Genomic DNA, 14,296 nt, shown 5'->3' on the forward strand with positions numbered 1-14,296 from the left:
GGTCGGAGTCAGGCCGCCAGCCGGCTGTCCAGTCGCGCCCTGTCGAAGGCCGCGTCCGTGCCGAACACGGCAAGCAGCGAGACACCGAACGGCAGCCCGGCATTCGGCAGGATCCGGCTTTCGGCCGAAAACAGCGCCTTCATCGCGCTGTTGATCGGCTTTGGCGGCATCGCCTGCCCGGAAGCGGTGTTCGAGCGCCGCAGGCGGTCGGCAAGGCGGGCGAGCGCCGCCACCGGAAACAGCGCCGCATTGGTGTAGCTCAGCTTCTCGACGCGATAACCGGCCTGTTCGATACGCGTCTTCAACAGATTGCGCGAATAGCGCCGCATGTGGTGCAGCCCGACATCGTGCTTGCTCCACAGCCATTGGTGCGCCGGAACCGTGAGCACGACCTTGCCGCCCGGCTTCAGCATTCGCCTTATCGTCTCCAGCGAGGCTTCGTCTTCCGCGACATGCTCAAGCACGTCGAACAGGCAGACGAGGTCGAAGCTCGCCGACGTCACGGGCATGCCATCGGGAAGATGGCCGGCAAGGAAGTCGCGGCCCGTCTTCTCGCGGGCGATCCGGCGCGCCAGCTCGTTCATCTCCACCGCCGTCACGGTGCCGAACTGCTCCAGCATCCTGATGTTGCCGCCCGTGCCGGCGCCGATCTCGAGGATATCGGCGTCGCGGGGCAGGCCGAGGCCGCGGATGACCGCCTCGGCGATGGCGCGCCGCCCGCAGAACCACCAATGCTCGTCCTCGGTGGCCGCCATCCGCCGATAGGCATCGAGCTCCATCAGGGCGTCCCGTCGTATTTGCGGCGCACGATGTAGATCGGGCGCTGTTTGATCTCGGCATAGACGCGGCCGAGATACTGGCCGATGATGCCGATGCCGAGCAGCTGGATGCCGCCGAGGAACAGCACGCTGACCAGCAGCGAGGCATAGCCGGGCACGTCGATGCCGAAAACCAGCGTCTTGGCGATGATCAGGAGGCCATAGAGGAACGCGAAGGCCGAGATCGTCGCGCCGACATAGGTCCAGACCTCCAGCGGTGCGCTCGAGAAGCTGGTGATGCCTTCCAGCGCGAAGTTCCACAGCCGCCAGCCCGAGAACTTCGACTGTCCGGCGCTGCGCTGGTCGCGGCTGTATTCGACGGTGGCGGAGCGGAAGCCCACCCAGGCGAACAGCCCTTTCATGAACCGACGCCGCTCGGGAAGCGAACGCAGCGCCTCAATCACCTGGCGGTCGATCAGCCGGAAATCGCCGACATCCTGCGGGATCTTCTGCTGCGCGATCCAGTTGTGAACGCGGTAGAACATCGACGCCGAGCGCTGCTTGAGGAAACTGTCGCTGGCGCGGCTGGCGCGCTTGGCGAGCACGACCTCGAAACCCTCGCGCCATTTCTCGACAAGCAGCGGAATGACATGCGGCGGATCCTGGAGGTCGGCATCCATCGGGATCGCGGCATCCGCATCGCAGCAGTCGAGCCCGGCGGTCAAGGCGGCTTCCTTGCCGAAATTGCGCGACAGGTCGATCACCCGGATGCGCGGATCGGCTTGCTGCGCCTCGATCAGCCGATCGAGCGTCGCGTCGCTGCTGCCGTCATTGACGAAGATGAAGTCGAAGGCGACGCCGGCTTGCTTCAGCGGGTCGGTGTGTTCGCGCACGGCCGCCAGAAACGGCGCGATCGCGCTTTCCTCATTGTGCACCGGCACGATCAGCGCGACCGTCGCCGTGCCGGTTCGCGGGTGCGCGATGCCGCTCGACGCCGGTCGATCGATGTGGAGGAATGGCGCGTTCATTGCTTGCCCAGCCCGCGGATCGGGCCCGACAATAGGAAAGCTCGGTTAAGATGACTTTAAGGAATGCCTCGGCGCGTCAAAGCTTCCTCAGCGCCACCTCCTCGACCAGGTGATTGGCGCCCTTGCGCAGGATAAGGTCGGCGCGCGCCCGCGTCGGCAGGATGTTCTCGCGCAGGTTCTTCAGGTTGATGTTGGTCCACAGACCTTCGGCGATGGCGCGTGCGGCGTCTTCCGAAAGCTGCGAATAGCGGTGGAAGAAGGAGTCCGGGTTGCGGAAGGCGGTTTCGCGCAGCCGCATGAAGCGCTGGATGTACCACTGGTGGATCAGTTTCTCGTCGGCATCGATGTAGATGGCGAAGTCGAAGAAGTCCGACAGGAAGGGCACGATCTTGCCGTCCCTCGGCAATTTGCCCGGCTGCAGCACGTTGATGCCCTCGAAGATCAAAATGTCCGGCCGATCGATGGTGACGAACTCGCCGGGAATGACATCGTAGGTCAGGTGCGAATAGACCGGCGCGCGGACATTGCGTTGCGCCGACTTGATGCCGGACAGGAACCTGAGCAGCGCGCCGACATCATAGCTGTCGGGAAAGCCCTTGCGCTCCATCAGATTGTCGCGGCGCAGGATCTCGTTTGGCAGCAGAAAGCCGTCGGTGGTGATCAGATCGACCTTTGGGCTCGACGGCCAGCGCGCCAGAAGCTCCTTGAGCACGCGCGCCGTGGTCGATTTGCCGACCGCGACCGAGCCGGCGATGCCGATGATGAAGGGCGTCTTGACCACATCCTGGGCGTTGAAGAAGGCTTGGCGCTGCCGGAACAGGAGCTGGCTTGCCTCGACATGCGCCGAGAGCAGCCGCGACAGCGACAGATAGATGCGTTTGACCTCCTCGAGGTCGACCGGGTCGTTCAACGACCGCAAGCGGTCGATCTCGTCCTCGGTCAGCGTCAGCGGCGTGTCGGCGCGGAACTGTGACCATTGCTCGGCCGAGAAGAAGCGATAGGGGGAGTATTTCTCGGTAGGAGCAAGCTGATCCATCGAGTTTCCTGCCCTCCTAGAGCATGATGTCGAAAAGTGTGAAGCGGTTCTCGGGCGACATCATGCTCAATCCGTCTCTACCGTCAGCCCTTGGGCCGCGACGCCTTTTCGGCAACCCCCGAGCGGCCGGTGCGGCCCTCGAGCTCCTTCAGCACCTCGTCCAGCGGCACGCCGGCGATGCCGAGGACGACCAGCCAATGATACATAAGATCGGCACTTTCCGAAACGAGGCCCTGCCTGTCGCCGCGCACGGCGGCGATCACCGTCTCGACGGCTTCCTCGCCGAGCTTCTGCGCCGCCTTGTCGATGCCCTTGGCGAACAGCTTTGCCGTCCACGAGTCCGGATCGCCGGAGCGGGCGCGTTCCCGGATGGTCTTTTCCAGATCGGACAGCGAAAACTCAGTCATTTTCGCCGTTTAAGCCCGTTGAACCGGCGAGTCCAGCCGCATCGGCAGCCCGGCAGCGGCCATATGCGCCTTGGCCTCGGCGATGGTGTAGGTGCCGAAATGGAAGATCGAGGCGGCAAGCACCGCACCGGCATGGCCGTCGCGGATGCCTTCCACCAGATGGTCGAGCGTGCCGACGCCGCCGGAGGCGATGACCGGCGCGCGCACCGCGTCCGCGATCGCGCGTGTCAGCGCGATGTCGTAGCCGGCCTTGGTGCCGTCGCGGTCCATCGAGGTAAGCAAGATCTCGCCGGCGCCGCGATCGACCATCCGCCTGGCGAAGTCGACGGCGTCGATGCCGGTCTTCTCGCGCCCGCCATGGGTGAAGATCTCCCAGCGGTCGGCCTCGCCGGCGCCCGAGACCTTCTTGGCGTCGATGGCCACCACGATGCACTGGTTGCCGAACTTGTCGGCCGCTTCCGCGACGAAATCGGGATTCTTCACCGCTGCCGTGTTGATCGACACCTTGTCGGCGCCGGCCAGAAGCAGCCTTCTTATGTCGGCCACCTGGCGCACGCCGCCGCCGACGGTGAGCGGCATGAAGCATTGCTCGGCGGTGCGGGCGACGACGTCGAAGATGGTCTCGCGGTTGTCCGACGAGGCGGTGATGTCGAGGAAGCAGAGCTCGTCGGCGCCGGCCGCGTCATAGGCCTTGGCCGCCTCGACCGGATCGCCGGCATCGATGAGGTCGACGAAGTTGACGCCCTTGACGACGCGGCCGTTCTTGACGTCGAGGCAAGGAATGACGCGTGCCTTCAGCATCAGCTCTTCTCCAATGTCGCCAGCAGGTCGACCAGCAGTTCACCGACCAGCGGCGGCACCTCGCCCTTGGCATCGAAGGCCGGATCATAGGCGGAGATGGTGAGGCCGGCGACGGGCAGCAGGCCGGCCATGCCGCACATGGCGCGGCGCACCTGCTCCGGAGCGGGACCGCCGGGCGTCGCGAAGCGGTTCGCCTGCAGCTCTTCGGGATCGTGCACGTCGAGGTCGATATGCATGTGGACACGGCTTGCGCCGGCGGCCTTCAGCTTTTCGGCCGCCCCGGCCCAGCCCGGACATTCCGCCCGGATCACGGGGAGCTTTTCCAGACGGTCTTTTTCCGCCGGGTCGAGGTCGCGCGCATTGACGAGCACCGCACGGGCGGGATCGATCGGCTTGAAGCCGGGGATCTGCGCCGTCATCGGCCGCCAGCAGAGGCCCAGTACCGTCGCCAGCGCCATGCCGTCGAGAAATCCCGAGGTGGAAGTGTCCGGCGTGTTGATGTCGCCATGCTGGTCGGCCCAGATGATGGCGTCGGAGCCTTGGCCGGCCACGGCGCCTGCGCTGCTCAGGCAGTTACCGGCGAGCACGACGGGAAACCGTCCATTGTCGAGGGCGATGCGCACCTCGCCCGAGACGGCGTTGCAGACGGCGAAGCCGGTCGCGATCTCGCGCGCCTGCTCGTCGTCGCTCACCCTGCCGATGTCGTGGACGTCGATGTCGTGGCCGGCAAGCTTGAGCGCGTCGGCCAGGCCGCCGGCCATCAGCGCGTCCGGACCCTGGCCGCAGCCGCCGTGATAGTGGCCGCTGTCGTAGGACGCCAGGATGATCGAGACCTTCACGGCCTTGCCTCCATGCCCTCGCCGCGCAGGATCGCCAGCGCCTCGGCCGGGTCGATGCGCCCGTCATAGAGCGCGCGGCCGGAAATGGCGCCTTCGAGCCTCTGCGCGTCAGGCATGGTCATGCGCACGATGTCGGCGATCGAGGCCAGGCCGCCCGAGGCGATCACCGGAATCGACACCGCCTCGGCGAGGTCGATCGTCGAATCCCAGTTGATCCCGGTCAGCACGCCGTCGCGGTCGATATCGGTGTAGATGATGGCGGCGACGCCGGCGCCTTCGAATTTCTGCGCCAGCTCGACGACGCCGAGGCTGGACGCTTCGGCCCAGCCCTCGACCGCGACCTTGCCGCCCTTGGCGTCGATACCGACGGCGATCTTGCCCGGAAAGGTCTTGCAGGCCTGCTTGACGAGGTCGGGGTCGCGCACCGCCACGGTGCCGAGGATGACGCGTGCCAGGCCACGGTCGAGCCAGTCCTCGATCTGCTCCAGCGTGCGGATGCCGCCGCCGAGCTGCACCGGGTTCGCGGTTGCCTTGAGGATGGCGCCGACAGCCGCGCTGTTGACGCTCTGGCCCTTGAAGGCGCCGTTGAGGTCGACCACGTGCAGCCACTCGAAGCCCTGTTCCTCGAAGGCCTTGGCCTGGGCCGCCGGGTCATCGTTGTAGATGGTGGCCGTGGCCATGTCGCCGTGCTTCAGGCGCACGCATTTGCCGTCCTTGAGATCGATCGCGGGAAACAGGATCACGGTCAGGCGCCCTCGACGATGACAAAGTGGCCGGTCGAGGCGGTAAGCCTATATTTCGAGGCCGCTTGGTATTCCGGCGATTCGTAGCAGGCGATCGCCGTTTCGTAGGACTCGAACTCGACCACGACATGGCGATTGCCCGTCGGCCCTTCCGGGTTGGTGTAGCGTCCGGCCCGCACGGGGAATTTCGCACCGTATTTGGCGAATGCCACAGCGTTGGCCTCGATATATTGCTTGTAGATCTCGGGATCGCGGACGTCGATCAGCGCGATCCAGTAGCCCTTCTTGCTCATCAAGGCCTCCAGCGCAGGAAATTGGTGATCAGGGCGAGGCCGAGGGCCTGGCTCTTTTCGGGATGGAACTGCGTGCCGACCAGGTTGTCGCGCGCGACAGCCGCCGTCACCGGCCCGCCATAGTCGGCGACCGCCAGCACCTCGTCCGGCTTCGTGGCCTCCAGATGATAGGAATGGACGAAATAGGCGTGCAGTCCCTTCGGCCCGGTCTCGATGCCCGAGAATACCGGATGCTTGCGCGTGAGCTCGATCGTGTTCCAGCCGATCTGCGGGATCTTCAGCGCCGCATCGGCGGGCGTGATCTCCTTGATGTCGCCGGCGATCCAGCCGAAGCCCTTGGTGACGGTCTTTTCCAGCCCGCGTTCCGACATCAGCTGCATGCCGACGCAGATGCCGAGGAACGGCCGGCCCTTGACGATCGCCACCTCTTCCACCGCGTCCCACATGCCGCTGACGGCCTTGAGGCCGGCCGCGCAGTCGGCATAAGCGCCGACGCCGGGCAGCACGATGCGGTCGGCGGTGCGGACCCGCTCGGCATCGGCGGTGAGCTCGATTGTCGCGGCAATGCCCGCCTCGCGCGCGGCGCGCTCGAAGGCCTTGGTGGCCGAGCGCAGATTGCCCGACCCGTAATCGATGATCGCAACCCGCATGTCAGGGCCTTCCCGGCGTGTGGGTGAGCCCCAGAGCCATACCGGTCTGCGCCGGCCGTGCCAGATTGGCGTCGGGCACGATGCGCGGCACGGGCGGCTGCTCGCCTGGCGGCACGTCGGTCTCCAGCGCATGACGCGTCTCGGCGCCGTCCAGCCTGTCGGCCTCGACGACGCCCCATTCGTGCCAGCCGCGGCGGCGTAGCGCCGCGATGCGCAGCCCTTGCCCTTCCAGCCCGACATAGAGCGAGACCAGCAGCGACAGGGCCGAGCCCGCCCAGGCAAGTCCAAGCTTCTCGCCAAGCATCGACAGGATGGCCATGACGACGAAGGTCAGCGCCGCCTCGATCCACAGCCGGTTCCAGGCGAGCCACAGCGGCGGCACGAGGAAGCCCAGCCAGGCGAAACCGTCGCGGACAAAGACCGTTCCATCGGATCGTTCACCGCGGCCCGGCGGCTCCATCACGACATAGATGGCCATCGCCTATCCCTTCAAAGATCCCTTGGTGGACGGAACCGCGTCCGGCTGGCGCGGATCGCGCTCGAGCGCGGAACGCAGCGCCCGCGCCACCGCCTTGAAGCAGGTCTCGGCGATGTGGTGGTTGTTGGCGCCGTAATGATTGGTCACATGCAGCGTGATGCCGGCGTTCTGCGCCAGCGCCTGGAAGAACTCGCGCACCAGCTCGGTGTCGAACGTGCCGATCTTGGGCGACGAGAAGGAGACGTTCCAGACCAGGAACGGCCGGCCGGAGACGTCGATTGCCGCTCTGGTCAGCGTCTCGTCCATGGCGAGGTCGATCGAGGCATAGCGCATGATGCCGCGCCGCTCGCCGAGCGCCTTGGCCAGCGCCTGGCCGAGCGCGATGCCGGTGTCCTCGACCGTGTGGTGGTCGTCTATGTGGAGGTCGCCCTTTGCCTTCACCGTCATGTCGATCAGCGAATGACGCGACAACTGGTCGAGCATATGGTCGAAGAAGCCGACGCCCGTCGCAATGTCGGACTTGCCGGTGCCGTCGACATGGACCGACACCGAGATGTCGGTTTCCTTGGTCTTGCGGCTGGCTTCGGCGGAACGCGTCGGCATGATCTATCCTTGTCCGGGAGGTTCATGGCGTGCGGGAGCGCACAGGCCGCAAACGCCCATATGCTTGAAATCGAGAGCCTTCTAGCAGCATGATCCGGCGATTGCCAGTTGCCATTCCCATAGGGTATCGGGCTGGCCGGCATGTCGTTTGCAATCGCCCACCCCATGCATACATATGGCCGATCAAAGTCCCTCGTACCGCGCCAATCGCCTCATTGGGATCGCGCGAATCGGAGCAGAAAATGTCGAATGAACTGACCATGCACGCCACGACCATCGTCACCGTGCGCAAGGGCAGCAAGGTCGTGATCGCCGGCGACGGCCAGGTCAGCCTCGGCCAGACCATCATGAAGGGCAATGCCAAGAAGGTGCGCCGCATCGGCAAGGGTGGCAATGTCATCGCCGGTTTCGCCGGCGCCACCGCCGATGCCTTCACCCTTCTGGAGCGGCTCGAAGCCAAGCTCGAGCAATATCCCGATCAGTTGACGCGGGCCTGCGTCGAACTCGCCAAGGACTGGCGCACCGACCGCTACCTGCGCCGGCTGGAAGCCATGATGCTGGTTGCCGACAAATCGGTCTCGCTGGCGTTGACCGGCACCGGCGACGTGCTCGAGCCCGAACATGGCGTCATGGCCATCGGCTCCGGCGGCAACTACGCGCTGGCCGCCGCCCGCGCGCTGATGGACACCGACAAGGACGCCGAGGAGATCGCCCGCAAGGCGATGCAGATCGCGGCCGACATCTGCGTCTACACCAACAGCAATTTTGTCGTCGAAACGCTCGATGCCGCCTGAGGCAATCGACCATGATCCCGAAAAGTGGGACCCGGTTTTCGGATAAGATCATGGCCAATCAAGAGCACAGCTACGATTTTCGGCCGGTGACCGAAAAAGACCTGCCGATGATCGCCGGCTGGCTGGCCGAGCCGCATGTCGCCGAATGGTGGGACGATCCGCAAAAAGAGATCGCCGAGATCCGCGAGCACATCGACTCGGTTTCGGTCGAGCCGCTGATCGTCGAGCTCGACGGCAGCCCGATCGCCTATCTGCAGAGCTACGATCCGCATCTGGAGGACGATCATCCCTATGCCGACCAGCCGTTCGGCACGCTGGGCATCGACCTGTCGATCGGTCGGGCCGAGCTGGTCGGCGTCGGCCACGGCTCGGCCATCGTGCGGCAGTTCGTCGAGCAGCTTTTCGAGGAAGGGGCGCCGCGCGTCATCATCGATCCGCATCCGGACAATGGCCGCGCCATTCGCGCCTATGAGAAGGCCGGCTTCAGGGCCATCGGCCGCAGACAATCGCAATATGGGGACGTCGTGCTGATGGCCGTCGATGCGGCCGGCACGGAAGAGGGGGGCTGACCAAATGAACGCGACGGGCGACGACAACAGCTATTCGGCCTATGAGGACAGCTGGCGCATGGGGCTGCTGCTCGTGCTGGCTTTGCTCATCTTCCAGGCCGGCGCGCTTTACGGCATGGGCCATCCTCCGATCTGCACCTGCGGCTACGTGAAACTCTGGCACGGCGTGGTGCTGAGCTCGGAAAACTCGCAGCACATTTCCGACTGGTACACGCCCTCGCACATCATCCATGGCTTCCTGTTCTACGCGCTGGCGCGCTTTCTCTTTCCGCGCTCGCCGATCGGGCTCAGGCTCGCCTTCGCCGTCCTCATCGAAGGCGGCTGGGAACTGCTCGAGAACAGCCCTTTCATCATCGAGCGCTACCGCGCCGGCACGATCTCGCTCGATTATTACGGCGACTCGATCATCAATTCGGTGTCCGACACGCTGGCCATGGTTCTGGGATTTGTGATGGCGCGAAAGCTTCCTATATGGGTGGTCGTCGCCCTCGCCCTCATCTTCGAGCTCGGCACGGGCTACATCATCCGGGACAATCTGACGCTCAACGTGATCATGCTGCTGCATCCGTTCGAGTCCATCAAGCAGTGGCAAAGTGGAATTTAGTGACATGAGCACATTCTCCCCCCGCGAAATCGTTTCGGAACTCGACCGCTTCATCATCGGCCAGAAGGACGCCAAGCGCGCCGTGGCCATTGCGCTGCGCAACCGCTGGCGCCGCCAGCAGTTGCAAGGCCAGATGCGCGAGGAGGTGATGCCGAAGAACATCCTGATGATCGGCCCGACCGGCGTCGGCAAGACCGAGATCTCGCGCCGCCTGGCTCGCCTCGCCGGCGCGCCCTTCGTCAAGGTCGAGGCGACCAAGTTCACCGAGGTCGGCTATGTCGGCCGCGACGTCGAGCAGATCGTGCGCGACCTGGTCGAGGTCGCCATCGGCCTGGCGCGCGAGAAGATGCGCGAGGACGTCGCGGCGCGCGCCCAGATCAATGCCGAGGAACGCGTGCTGGAGGCCCTGGTCGGCAAGACGGCGAGCCCGGCCACGCGCGATAGTTTCCGCAAGAAGCTGCGCGAGGGCGAGCTCGACGACAAGGAGATCGAGATCGAAGTCGCCGACACCGGCACCGGCGGCATGCCCGGCTTCGAGATACCCGGCATGCCGGGCGGCAATATCGGCGTGCTCAACATCAACGATATGCTGTCGAAGGCGATGGGCGGCCGCAAGACCAAGAGCCGCAAGACCACGGTGCGCGATTCCTACGCGCTGCTGGTCAACGACGAGTCCGACAAGCTGCTCGACCAGGACGAGGTGATCCGCCGGGCGCTCGACGCGACGGAAAATGACGGCATCGTCTTCCTCGACGAGATCGACAAGATCGCCGCCAGGTCAGACATTTCGGGCGGCCCGTCGCGCGAAGGCGTGCAGCGCGACCTGCTGCCGCTGGTCGAAGGCACGACGGTCGCGACGAAGTACGGCCCGGTAAAGACCGACCATATCCTGTTCATCGCCTCCGGCGCCTTCCATGTGTCGAAGCCGTCCGACCTTTTGCCGGAACTGCAGGGCCGCCTGCCGATCCGCGTCGAGCTGCGCGCGCTCGAGAAGGAGGACTTCGTCCGCATCCTGACCGAGACCGAGGCAAGCCTGATCAAGCAGTATGTCGCGCTGATGAAGACGGAAGGGGTCGAGCTGACCTTCACCGACGATGCCATCGATTCGCTGGCCGGCATTGCGGTCGATCTCAACGCCAGCGTCGAGAATATCGGCGCACGCCGCCTGCAGACCGTGATGGAGCGGGTCCTCGACGAGATCTCCTACGACGCGCCGGACCGCAACGGCACGACCGTCACCATCGACGCCGCCTATGTGCAAAAGCATGTCGGCGACCTCTCGAGGAACACGGATTTGTCCAGATTCATCCTGTAAATGCATGTCGCCCAAAAGTGCGCAGCGGTTTTGGGACAACGATATGCATCAGCAAGGAACCCGATGCTGGGCAGGGTTCCGGCTTCGGGCGGGCCGGCAAGGCTTGCCCGGCGCGGCGGCGGGTGTGGCCAAATGGAAGCAACCGGCCGGCTTTCGCCCCGGTGGCAGGCGGGCTTCTCTCGACTCTCCCTCCTGCTTTACCTAGTTTGCCCGGCGACTCGGGCGTGCCCCAGACTGGCGAGCGGTTTGGGAGGCGCATGGAAGACAACACTTAAGGCGCGTTGCCGGATCGCTCCGGCCGTGCGCCTTGACGGGCGGCGGCGTATGAAAAAACGGCTTCTTCTCCTTCTCGGCCTGGCTATGGCGGCGGCTGTTTCTATTGCCGACGCGCAGACCCTGGTGCCGCCGGGAAACCGCAACGCGGTCCAGCCCGACATACCGGGCGCCTCCAGCCGGCGCACACAAGCCACCAACACCACCTTCCAGGCCAAGTACCGCAAGGTCTACGCGCTGCTGAAGAGCGACGCCGATCTGCGCGCCAAGATCAGCAAGGAGGCCGCCGCCTACGGCATCGACCCGATGCACATCGTCGGCGCCATCGTCGGCGAGCATACCTACAATGTCGACGCCTACGACCGGCTGCAGACCTATTACGTCAAGGCGATCTCCTACCTGTCGAGCAAGCTCTCCTTCGCCTATGACGGCGAGGACATCAGCGATTTCGTCCAGCGCCCCGAATTCAAGAAATGCGCCGGCATGACCGACAGCTACGATCTGTGGGAGTGCCGCGAGCAGGTCTGGAACCATTCTTTCCGCGGCAAAAGCGTTGGCGGCACAAGCTTCCCCAACGACCGGTTCGGCGCCACCTTCTTCCAGCCCTACTATGCCGGCCAGACCTTCGGCCTCGGCCAGCTCAATCCGCTGACCGCGCTGCAGATGAGCGATCTCGTGCACAAGGTTTCCGGACTGCCGAAGCTCGACGTCGGCGATCCGAACACGGTCTACAAGACCATCATGGATCCGGACCTGACGCTGGCCTATGTCGCGGCGACGATCAGGACGTCGATCGATGCTTATAAGAACATTGCCGGCTTCGACATCTCCGACAATCCCGGGCTCACCGCAACGCTCTACAATGTCGGCAATCCCGAGCAGCGCGCCTCTGCCTTGAAGGCCGAGAACGACAAGCGCCGCGCTGCGGGCGAGCCGGAAAAGCTGCCCGAAGAAAACTATTACGGCTGGCTGGTCAACGACAAGCTGGACGAGCTGAAGGCGCTGTTCTAGCGCCCTTTAGCCTTCCGCGTCGAGAAACGCCTCGAATTTGCGCAATTCCCCGGCGTCCGCCTCGACCATGTGGCGCGGTTCCGGATAGGCGCCCGACCGGATGTCGTCGGCATATTCGCTAAACGCGGCGATGCGCTCGTTCTGGATGCGGTCGAACTCCGCCGCGAGGTCGCGGTAACGCTTGGCGTGGCGCGGATAGCGGCCGCGATTGGTGCCGAGCACGTCTTCCGAGAACAGGTATTGCGCATCGCAGCCGGCGCCGGCGCCCATCGAGATCATGATCAGCGGCGTGCGCCGCGAGATCGCGCTGGCGACCTCGGCCGGCACCACCTCGATTTCGGCGGCGAAGGCGCCGGCCGCCTCGAGGTCCTTGACCTGTTTCCAGACGAAGGCGGCGCTTTCGGCGGTCTTGCCGACCGCCTTGAAGCCGCCGGTCCAGGTCGCATGCGCCGGGATCAGGCCGACATGGCCGCAGACCGGGATGTGCTCGTCGCGCAGGCGGCGGATCGTCTGCAGGCTGGCCGAGCAGTACATGGCGTCGGCGCTTGCGGCGCGCAGCTTCACCGCCATGCGCAGGATCTCGTCGGTGGTGGCGCCCATCTTCGCCTGCTCGTCGCCAGGAATGGCAAAGCAGGTCGGCGCGGCGTCGCGAAAGCGCGGATCGAAGATCAGCTCATAGGTGACCGAGATCATGTCGATGCCCGCGCGTTCGGCGGCTTCCGCCTCGTCCAGCGAGAAGACGCGCAGCTTGGAGAGCTGCCGCTTGCCCTTCAGCGCTTGCAGGTCGGCGACCGTCGGTCTGCTGCGTGCCATCTTTTAGGTCTCCCTCATGCCGGCGAGATGCTTGCAAGCTTCCCTAAGTCTCACGCCGCCAGCAGCGATTTCAGCTTGACCGTTTGCGAGCCGAGCGCCTCGGATGCCGGCGCCGCGCGCTTGGCGATCAGCATCTCCGCCAGGCGGATGTCGCGCGCCACCGCATTGCCCGGACCGATGCCGCTGGCGGCGACCAGCCGTCCGTCCTCGGCCAGGTGGAACAGGATGAACGCGCCGTCGTCGAGATCGCGCCGCACCATGCTCCTGCCCTCGTCGGAAAGCCCGGCGATCTGCAGGGTCAGTCCATACTGATCCGACCAGAACCACGGCACCGCCGCATGCGCCTCGCCGGCGCCGAGCATGTTTTTCGCCGCCAGCGCGCCCTGCTCCTGCGCGTTGCGCCAGGCTTCCAGCCGCACGCGGCGGCCGCCATAGGCGGCAAGCGGGAACGAGCAGCAGTCGCCGGCGGCGAAGATGTCGGGGTCGGCGGTCCGCAGCTCGGCGTCGACAGCGATGCCATTGTCGACCGCCAGCCCGGCTTCCGCGGCAAGCCCGGTCACCGGCACGGCGCCGATGCCGATCACCGCCAGGTCGGCGACGATTTGCTGTCCGCCGGTAAGGCTGATGCGCACCTCTTTGCCGTCATCGGCGATCGCTTCGATGCCCTGGCCGGCGAGGATGGTCACGCTTTCGGCCTCATGCGCCTTGTGGATCACCGCTGCGATCTCGGCCGGCACGCCGCGCATCAGGATGCGCGGCTGCGCCTCGATGACGGTGACGGTGGCGCCGAGCTTGCGCGACGAAGCGGCGAGTTCGAGGCCGATGAAACCGCCGCCGATGATGGCTACGCGGTTCTTCGGATTGAGATGCGCGCGAATGGCGAGCGCATCGTTGAAGGTCCTCAAATAGACGCAGCGTTCGCCCAGCCCCGGCATCGGCAGCTTGCGCGGCAGCGAGCCGGTCGCCAGCAAAAGCTTGTCGTAGCGCAGCGAGGAACCGTCCGACAGGCGCACGAGACGCTCTGCGCGGTCGATCGCCACGGCGCGGACCGAATGGATATGCCGGATCGAGCGTTCGGCCAGCACCGCGTCGCTGGTGATCGATTTGATCGCCGGCGCCGGGCCGGTCATCGCCTCTTTCGACAGCGGCGGCCGCTCATAGGGCAGATGCGGTTCGTCGCCAACCAGCGTCACCGGGCCCTCGTAACCCAGGTCGCGCAGCGTCAGCGCCGCCCGTCCGCCGCATTCGCCGGCGCCGATGATCACCATTCCCGCGTGCATT

18 protein-coding genes are annotated in these 14,296 nt (G+C 65.4%); 5 read left to right on the forward strand and 13 right to left on the reverse strand.

Going from position 1 to position 14,296, the window contains the following annotated elements:
• Nucleotides 1–8 precede the first annotated feature (8 nt).
• From EN857_RS27230 to hisB, 11 genes are all read right to left on the reverse strand, one after another.
• On the reverse strand, nucleotides 9–779 hold the full coding sequence (locus EN857_RS27230) for a class I SAM-dependent methyltransferase (protein WP_127391620.1): 771 nt from the start codon (nucleotides 777–779) through the stop codon (nucleotides 9–11).
• Nucleotides 779–1,786, reverse strand: a complete 1,008-nt coding sequence (locus EN857_RS27235; RefSeq protein ID WP_245493258.1) for a glycosyltransferase family 2 protein — start codon at nucleotides 1,784–1,786, stop codon at nucleotides 779–781. Before EN857_RS27235 ends, EN857_RS27230 begins: the two co-directional genes overlap by 1 nt.
• A 76-nt stretch (nucleotides 1,787–1,862) precedes the next feature.
• Entirely contained in the window at nucleotides 1,863–2,822 is a 960-nt protein-coding gene (gene coaA / locus EN857_RS27240; protein WP_126057108.1) for a type I pantothenate kinase, read from the reverse strand.
• An 83-nt stretch (nucleotides 2,823–2,905) separates the two neighbouring features.
• A complete protein-coding gene (locus tag EN857_RS27245; protein ID WP_127283698.1) occupies nucleotides 2,906–3,229 on the reverse strand; it encodes a phosphoribosyl-ATP diphosphatase in 324 nt (107 codons plus the stop codon).
• A 9-nt stretch (nucleotides 3,230–3,238) separates the two neighbouring features.
• Complete coding sequence (gene hisF / locus EN857_RS27250; RefSeq protein ID WP_187331353.1) at nucleotides 3,239–4,033, reverse strand: imidazole glycerol phosphate synthase subunit HisF; 795 nt, start codon at nucleotides 4,031–4,033, stop codon at nucleotides 3,239–3,241.
• A complete protein-coding gene (locus tag EN857_RS27255; RefSeq protein ID WP_127283696.1) occupies nucleotides 4,030–4,869 on the reverse strand; it encodes an arginase family protein in 840 nt (279 codons plus the stop codon). The genes hisF and EN857_RS27255 overlap by 4 nt, the downstream gene beginning before the upstream one ends.
• Entirely contained in the window at nucleotides 4,866–5,612 is a 747-nt protein-coding gene (gene hisA / locus EN857_RS27260; RefSeq protein ID WP_127283695.1) for a 1-(5-phosphoribosyl)-5-[(5-phosphoribosylamino)methylideneamino]imidazole-4-carboxamide isomerase, read from the reverse strand. The genes EN857_RS27255 and hisA overlap by 4 nt, the downstream gene beginning before the upstream one ends.
• Nucleotides 5,613–5,614: 2 nt before the next feature.
• Nucleotides 5,615–5,905: a DUF1330 domain-containing protein gene (locus EN857_RS27265; protein ID WP_127283694.1), complete on the reverse strand. Its 291-nt coding sequence runs from the start codon at nucleotides 5,903–5,905 to the stop codon at nucleotides 5,615–5,617.
• Nucleotides 5,905–6,555 (reverse strand): imidazole glycerol phosphate synthase subunit HisH, encoded by a 651-nt coding sequence (gene hisH / locus EN857_RS27270; RefSeq protein ID WP_127283693.1) that lies wholly within the window; start codon nucleotides 6,553–6,555, stop codon nucleotides 5,905–5,907. The genes EN857_RS27265 and hisH overlap by 1 nt, the downstream gene beginning before the upstream one ends.
• A 1-nt stretch (nucleotide 6,556) precedes the next feature.
• Nucleotides 6,557–7,033: a DUF2628 domain-containing protein gene (locus EN857_RS27275; protein ID WP_127283692.1), complete on the reverse strand. Its 477-nt coding sequence runs from the start codon at nucleotides 7,031–7,033 to the stop codon at nucleotides 6,557–6,559.
• 3 nt (nucleotides 7,034–7,036) lie between these two features.
• Entirely contained in the window at nucleotides 7,037–7,636 is a 600-nt protein-coding gene (gene hisB / locus EN857_RS27280) for an imidazoleglycerol-phosphate dehydratase HisB (RefSeq protein WP_127283691.1), read from the reverse strand.
• A 242-nt stretch (nucleotides 7,637–7,878) separates the two neighbouring features.
• On the opposite strand from hisB, the gene hslV reads away from it, so the two are divergent.
• The 5 genes from hslV (at nucleotide 7,879) to EN857_RS27305 (ending at nucleotide 12,202) form a co-directional block, all read left to right on the forward strand.
• Nucleotides 7,879–8,430 (forward strand): ATP-dependent protease subunit HslV, encoded by a 552-nt coding sequence (gene hslV / locus EN857_RS27285; protein WP_127309474.1) that lies wholly within the window; start codon nucleotides 7,879–7,881, stop codon nucleotides 8,428–8,430.
• Nucleotides 8,431–8,480: 50 nt separating this feature from the next.
• Complete coding sequence (locus tag EN857_RS27290; RefSeq protein WP_127283236.1) at nucleotides 8,481–8,999, forward strand: GNAT family N-acetyltransferase; 519 nt, start codon at nucleotides 8,481–8,483, stop codon at nucleotides 8,997–8,999.
• 4 nt (nucleotides 9,000–9,003) lie between these two features.
• Nucleotides 9,004–9,603, forward strand: coding sequence for a DUF2585 domain-containing protein (locus EN857_RS27295; protein WP_127283237.1), 600 nt, complete (start codon nucleotides 9,004–9,006; stop codon nucleotides 9,601–9,603).
• A gap of 4 nt (nucleotides 9,604–9,607) precedes the next feature.
• Nucleotides 9,608–10,918, forward strand: coding sequence for an ATP-dependent protease ATPase subunit HslU (gene hslU / locus EN857_RS27300; protein WP_127283238.1), 1,311 nt, complete (start codon nucleotides 9,608–9,610; stop codon nucleotides 10,916–10,918).
• 324 nt (nucleotides 10,919–11,242) lie between these two features.
• Nucleotides 11,243–12,202 carry a DUF1402 family protein gene (locus EN857_RS27305; RefSeq protein ID WP_127392428.1) on the forward strand — a complete coding sequence of 320 codons (960 nt, stop codon included), beginning with the start codon at nucleotides 11,243–11,245 and terminating at the stop codon, nucleotides 12,200–12,202.
• A 6-nt stretch (nucleotides 12,203–12,208) separates the two neighbouring features.
• On the opposite strand, the gene EN857_RS27310 is transcribed toward EN857_RS27305, so the two are convergent.
• A complete protein-coding gene (locus EN857_RS27310; RefSeq protein ID WP_127283240.1) occupies nucleotides 12,209–13,015 on the reverse strand; it encodes a 3-methyl-2-oxobutanoate hydroxymethyltransferase in 807 nt (268 codons plus the stop codon).
• A 50-nt stretch (nucleotides 13,016–13,065) separates the two neighbouring features.
• Complete coding sequence (locus tag EN857_RS27315) at nucleotides 13,066–14,295, reverse strand: FAD-dependent oxidoreductase (protein WP_127392429.1); 1,230 nt, start codon at nucleotides 14,293–14,295, stop codon at nucleotides 13,066–13,068.
• Nucleotide 14,296 lies beyond the last annotated feature (1 nt).

Origin of the sequence: Mesorhizobium sp. M4B.F.Ca.ET.214.01.1.1 (genome assembly GCF_004791545.1) — a bacterium.
Taxonomy (GTDB): Bacteria; Pseudomonadota; Alphaproteobacteria; order Rhizobiales; family Rhizobiaceae; genus Mesorhizobium; species Mesorhizobium abyssinicae.

What these genes read in the sequence shown, in the direction of transcription:
- EN857_RS27290 (WP_127283236.1), top strand. Translation starts at nt 8,481, where the DNA reads ATGGCCAATCAAGAGCACAGCTACGATTTTCGGCCGGTGACCGAAAAA.
- EN857_RS27230 (WP_127391620.1), bottom strand. Translation starts at nt 779, where the DNA reads ATGGAGCTCGATGCCTATCGGCGGATGGCGGCCACCGAGGACGAGCAT.
- EN857_RS27310 (WP_127283240.1), bottom strand. Translation starts at nt 13,015, where the DNA reads ATGGCACGCAGCAGACCGACGGTCGCCGACCTGCAAGCGCTGAAGGGC.
- hslU (WP_127283238.1), top strand. Translation starts at nt 9,608, where the DNA reads ATGAGCACATTCTCCCCCCGCGAAATCGTTTCGGAACTCGACCGCTTC.
- hisB (WP_127283691.1), bottom strand. Translation starts at nt 7,636, where the DNA reads ATGCCGACGCGTTCCGCCGAAGCCAGCCGCAAGACCAAGGAAACCGAC.
- EN857_RS27265 (WP_127283694.1), bottom strand. Translation starts at nt 5,905, where the DNA reads ATGAGCAAGAAGGGCTACTGGATCGCGCTGATCGACGTCCGCGATCCC.
- hisH (WP_127283693.1), bottom strand. Translation starts at nt 6,555, where the DNA reads ATGCGGGTTGCGATCATCGATTACGGGTCGGGCAATCTGCGCTCGGCC.
- EN857_RS27245 (WP_127283698.1), bottom strand. Translation starts at nt 3,229, where the DNA reads ATGACTGAGTTTTCGCTGTCCGATCTGGAAAAGACCATCCGGGAACGC.
- hslV (WP_127309474.1), top strand. Translation starts at nt 7,879, where the DNA reads ATGTCGAATGAACTGACCATGCACGCCACGACCATCGTCACCGTGCGC.
- EN857_RS27275 (WP_127283692.1), bottom strand. Translation starts at nt 7,033, where the DNA reads ATGGCCATCTATGTCGTGATGGAGCCGCCGGGCCGCGGTGAACGATCC.
- EN857_RS27315 (WP_127392429.1), bottom strand. Translation starts at nt 14,295, where the DNA reads ATGCACGCGGGAATGGTGATCATCGGCGCCGGCGAATGCGGCGGACGG.
- EN857_RS27305 (WP_127392428.1), top strand. Translation starts at nt 11,243, where the DNA reads ATGAAAAAACGGCTTCTTCTCCTTCTCGGCCTGGCTATGGCGGCGGCT.
- EN857_RS27235 (WP_245493258.1), bottom strand. Translation starts at nt 1,786, where the DNA reads ATGAACGCGCCATTCCTCCACATCGATCGACCGGCGTCGAGCGGCATC.
- EN857_RS27295 (WP_127283237.1), top strand. Translation starts at nt 9,004, where the DNA reads ATGAACGCGACGGGCGACGACAACAGCTATTCGGCCTATGAGGACAGC.
- coaA (WP_126057108.1), bottom strand. Translation starts at nt 2,822, where the DNA reads ATGGATCAGCTTGCTCCTACCGAGAAATACTCCCCCTATCGCTTCTTC.